This is a genomic window from Microbacterium sp. CPCC 204701 (assembly GCF_004010105.1).
GTDB lineage: Bacteria > Actinomycetota > Actinomycetes > Actinomycetales > Microbacteriaceae > Microbacterium.
The window spans coordinates 1-4,462 of the sequence record NZ_RRYE01000257.1 but is presented as its reverse complement, the minus strand read 5'-3'; the positions used below and the strand labels follow the sequence as shown (position 1 = coordinate 4,462).

General features: G+C 71.5%; 4 protein-coding genes and 1 pseudogene. All 5 read right to left on the bottom strand.

The features are described from left to right. A partial coding sequence (locus EIO58_RS13335) for a LacI family DNA-binding transcriptional regulator (RefSeq protein WP_164861697.1) occupies positions 1 to 544 on the bottom strand: 544 nt, incomplete at its 3' end. A 140-nt stretch (positions 545 to 684) separates the two neighbouring features. After that, a complete protein-coding gene (locus EIO58_RS13330) occupies positions 685 to 1,566 on the bottom strand; it encodes a sugar phosphate isomerase/epimerase family protein (RefSeq protein ID WP_127819946.1) in 882 nt (293 codons plus the stop codon). Next, positions 1,563 to 2,780: a dihydrodipicolinate synthase family protein gene (locus EIO58_RS13325; RefSeq protein WP_127819945.1), complete on the bottom strand. Its 1,218-nt coding sequence runs from the start codon at positions 2,778 to 2,780 to the stop codon at positions 1,563 to 1,565. Before EIO58_RS13325 ends, EIO58_RS13330 begins: the two co-directional genes overlap by 4 nt. Positions 2,781 to 2,794: 14 nt before the next feature. Next, entirely contained in the window at positions 2,795 to 3,997 is a 1,203-nt protein-coding gene (locus tag EIO58_RS13320) for a Gfo/Idh/MocA family protein (RefSeq protein WP_240658831.1), read from the bottom strand. 122 nt (positions 3,998 to 4,119) lie between these two features. Continuing rightward, positions 4,120 to 4,462: pseudogene (locus EIO58_RS13315) on the bottom strand (beta-galactosidase); the annotation flags it as partial.

Genomic DNA, 4,462 nt, shown 5'->3' with positions numbered 1-4,462 from the left:
CCGCCGCGCCGCCGCGGTTGTCGACCGCGACGGATCGTGCCGGCCCGCCGCCGGGCCCGACCACGACGACGCGCCCGCCCATCGAGGAGAAGGCGTCGAGCTCGCTCTGGAGCCCCACCGCGTCGGGACCGTCGACGCGCGACGCCGCGAGGATGAGCCCGCGAGGACGCTGGCCCCGCAGCGCCCGGACGAGCTTGACCTCGCGCTGCGGGTCGCGCTCGGTGATGGCGATGGTGACGACGAGCCCGGCCTCGTCCGCGCCGCGCGCGACGCCCGAGGCGAGCTGACCGAAGTAGGGGTCGGCGATGTCGGCGACGAGCAGCGCGACGATGGCCGATGTGCCGCGCGCGGTGGCCTGAGCCGAGAGGTTCGCGGTGTAGCCGAGTCTCTCGGCGGCCGCCTCGACGCGCTCTCGGTAGCTCTCGGCGACCTTGCGCGTCGAGCCGTTCAGGACCCTCGACGCCGTCGCCAGCGAGACGCCCGCCTCGCGCGCGACGTCATGAAGGGTGGCTGCGCCTCGGGCGGGCGCGGAGATGTCGCTCACAGGCGAGAGTCTAGAGCGTGGCGTTCTGCGGTACGGGCAGCGCGCGGGAAGCGATTTCCGTCTCCAGGGCGGAAGGGCCCGCCGCTGCCTCCCGGCTCCGGGACGACGGCGCCCGGTGCGGGTGTGCTCTCGCTCCGAACTCAGCCCGGGACACGCGCGCGAAGGTGGGGTGAGACGGATGCCGCGAACCCGGCGGCCGTGCGCTGCACCGCGGTGAGCGGATCGGTGGCCCAGATCTCTTCGTTGAAGATCTCGACCTCGATGTCGCGGTCGTAGCCGGTCGCCTCGACCGTGGCGGTGAGGGAGGCGAAGTCGATGACGCCGTCGCCCGGGTAGTGGCGGCTCAGGAGCACATCGGCGGCCAGCGGCGTCTTCCAGTCGCAGACCTGGTAGGTCGCGATGCGGCGCTCGCGGCCCGCGCGCTCGATCGACGCCAGCACGTCCGGGTCCCACCAGATGTGGAACGTGTCGACGGTGACGCCGACGACGCCGGGGTCGAAGTCCGCGGCGATGTCGAGCGCCTGCCCGAGGGTCGAGACGACGCAGCGGTCGGACGCGTACATCGGATGCAGCGGCTCGATGGCGAGCGTCACACCTGCGGCCGCGGCATCCGGAGCCAGCTCGCCGATCGCGTCGCGCACGCGCTCGCGCGCCCCGATCAGGTCGCGCGAGCCCTCGGGAAGGCCGCCTGCCACGAGCACGAGGATCGCGGTCGATCCCTCGGCGCCGGCGGCCGCGAGCGTCGCCGCCTCTTCGATCGCGACGCGGTTGTCGTCGATCGAGGCCCGGCGGGCCGGCCCCTCGGTCATCGTGAAGAAGCCGGAGCGGCAGTGCGTGGTGAAGCGCAGTCCGGAGTCGGCGAGCATCGTCGCGGCCATCGCGAGGCCGGCGTCCTGCACCGGCTCGCGCCACAGGCCGATCGCCTGCACGCCGGCCTCAACGGTGACCCGCAGCGCGGTCGCGAGATCGGCGTGTTTGATGGTGGCCTGGTTGATGCTCAGGCGCGGGTCGACGGCGGTCATGAGGTCACCCCGGGCACGTCGACGCCGTTGTGGCGGAGCATGTCGTGCCACCGGATCATCGCGAGCTCGGGGCGCTCCAGCGCGAGCGAGGAGTTCGCGAGCTCGACGATGCGCGACAGGTGCGGCAGACTGCGCGCCGAGTGCAGGCCCCCGACCATCTGGAACGCCTCCTGGTGGCCGTTCAGCCACGACAGGAACGCGACGCCGGTCTTGTAGTAGAACGTCGGCGCGGCGAACACCTGGCGGCTGAGCTCCTCGGTGGGCCCGAGGATCTCGAGGTAGCGTGCCGGGTCGCCGGCGTCGAGTGCCTGGATCGCGGCGGACGCGACCGGCGTGATCGCGGCGAACGCGCCGAGCAGCGCGTCGGAGTGCTGCCGCGGGCTGTTCGCATCGCGCTCCGGCTGCCGCGCATCGGGCGCATCTGCACCGCCGATGAGCCCGACGTAGTTGAAGTCGTCGCCGGTGTACATGCGCACGTCCTCGGGGAGCCGCTCGCGCACCGACACCTCGGACGCGGCATCCAGGAGGCTCATCTTGACGCCCGCGACCTTGTCGACGTTCTCTTCGATGATCTCGAGGAGCACCGCGGATGCCGCGCGCCAGTCGTCGCTGCCGAAGTACCCGGCGAGCACTGGATCGAACGCGGTGCCCAGCCAGTGCAGCACCACCGGTGTCGTCGCGGCCGAGAGCACCTCGCGATAGACGCGGCGATAGTCGTCGGCGGACTCCGCGACGCGCGCGAGGTGGCGCGAGGCCATCAGCACGGGACCGGCGCCCTGCTCCTCGGTGAAGTGCAGCTGCTCCTTGTAGGCGGCGATCACCTCGTCGATCGAGATGACCTCGGCCTCGACGTGATCGGTGTTGACGCCGACCACGACCGATCCGCCCTCCTCGCGTGCGACCTGCGCCGAGCGTGCGATGAGCTCACGGGTGGCGGTCGCATCGAGGCCCATGTTGCGCTGCGCGGTGTCCATCGCGTCGGCGACGCCGAGGCCCCACGAGTACACCGCGCGGCGGAAGTCGAGCGTCGCGTCCCAGTCGACGTCCGCCGGCTGACCGGGGGTGTTGTCGGCCCAGATCTTCGGCACGACGTGCGCGGCGGCGTACGCCACGCGGCTGCCGAGCGGACCGGCGGGCTTGGCGTATCCCGGGGCGTCGTTGAGCTCGACCGTCGACGTGGCGCCGGCGTGCGAGAGAAGCGTGAGCTGCGGCATCCGTCGATCCCTGCTCAGTCGAGGGACAGCGTCGGCAGCTCGACCTTGCGGCCTTCGCGGCTCGACTGCAGGCCGGCCTCGGCGAGCAGCACGCCGCGCGCACCCGAGAGGAGGTCGAACTCGTACTCGGTCTCGAGCACGTACGAGGCGAGGAACCCCTCCCACTGCTGCCTGAAGCCATTCTGGAACACGTCGTTGGTGGGGACCTCGGCCCAGTCGGCGTCGTAGTCGTGGTCGTCGGCGAGGTCGGGGTTCCACACCGGCTTCGGGGTGGCGTTGCGGTGCTGGATCTTCGCGCCGAACAGGCCCACGACGGCCGAGCCGTTCGTGCCGTCGACGTGGAACTCGACGAGCTCATCGCGGTTCACGCGAACCGTCCACGACGAGTTGATCTGCGCGATGATGTCGCCTTCGAGCTCGAAGATGCCGTACGCCGCGTCTTCGGCGGTGGCGGTGTAGTGCTCGCCCTTCTCGTCCCAGCGGTCCTGGATGTGCACGGCCGCCTGCGCGTAGACGGTCTTGACGTCGCCGAAGAGGTTCTCGAGCACGTAGTTCCAGTGCGGGAACATGTCGACGATGATGCCGCCGCCGTCCTCGGCGCGGTAGTTCCAGCTGGGGCGCTGCGCCGGCTGCCAGTCGCCCTCGAACACCCAGTAGCCGAACTCGCCGCGCACCGAGAGGATGCGGCCGAAGAATCCGGAGTCTATGAGTCGCTTGAGCTTCTGCAGGCCCGGCAGGTAGAGCTTGTCGTGCACGACGCCGGTCTTGACGCCGGCCTCCCTCGCGAGGCGGGCGAGCTCGAGGGCCTCGTCGACGGTCTCGGCCGTGGGCTTCTCGGTGTAGATCGTCTTGCCGGCGGCGATCGCCTTGCGCAGGGCTGATGCGCGGGCCTTCGTCACGAGGAAGTCGGCGTAGATCTCCCAGCGAGGGTCGGCGAGGGCGGCGTCGAGGTCGGTGGTGTAGTCCTCGATGCCGTGCTTCGCCGCGAGCTCGGCGAGCTTCGTCTCGCTGCGGCCGACGAGCAGCGGCTTGACGGTGACCTTCGTGCCGTCGGGCAGCTCGATGCCGCCCTGCTCGCGGATCGCGAGGATCGAGCGGACGAGGTGCTGACGGTAGCCCATGCGGCCCGAGACGCCGTTCATGATGATGCCGATCTCGCGCACCTCGGGGAGGGCGGATGCCGCGGCCGGGGCCGGGGCGAGTGTCGTGTCGGTCACGGGGTCCTGCTTTCTGCTCTGAGGCCTGTGCGTCGCCCGCCCACGCGAAGGTAGGCGGGTAAGCGCTTTCCAGTAGTGTCGCACGCGATCGGGCGCCACGCAAGCGACGCGGGCACGGGGCGTCAGTCCGCGACCGTCGCGCTGAGCGGCGCAGGAGCTCGGGCCGGTTCGGCCGGGGGGCCGGCTCGCTCCGGAGACAGCACGAAGGCGACGCCCTGCGGCTCGAGCACTGCGCGCTCCACGTCGACGCCGGTCTCGGCATCCGTCCCCTCGATCGCCACCTCGACGGTCTCGTCACCGTGGTTGATCAGGGTCACGAGGTCGCCGCGCCGTGCGGCCTCGACGCCGGCCGGCAGACCCGCGACGACGGGACGGACCCCGGATGCCTCGACCACCGCCGCGACGACCGCGTCGAGCCCTTCGGGCTCAGGCTGGGTCGCGACGTACCAGGCGTCGCCGGCGCCG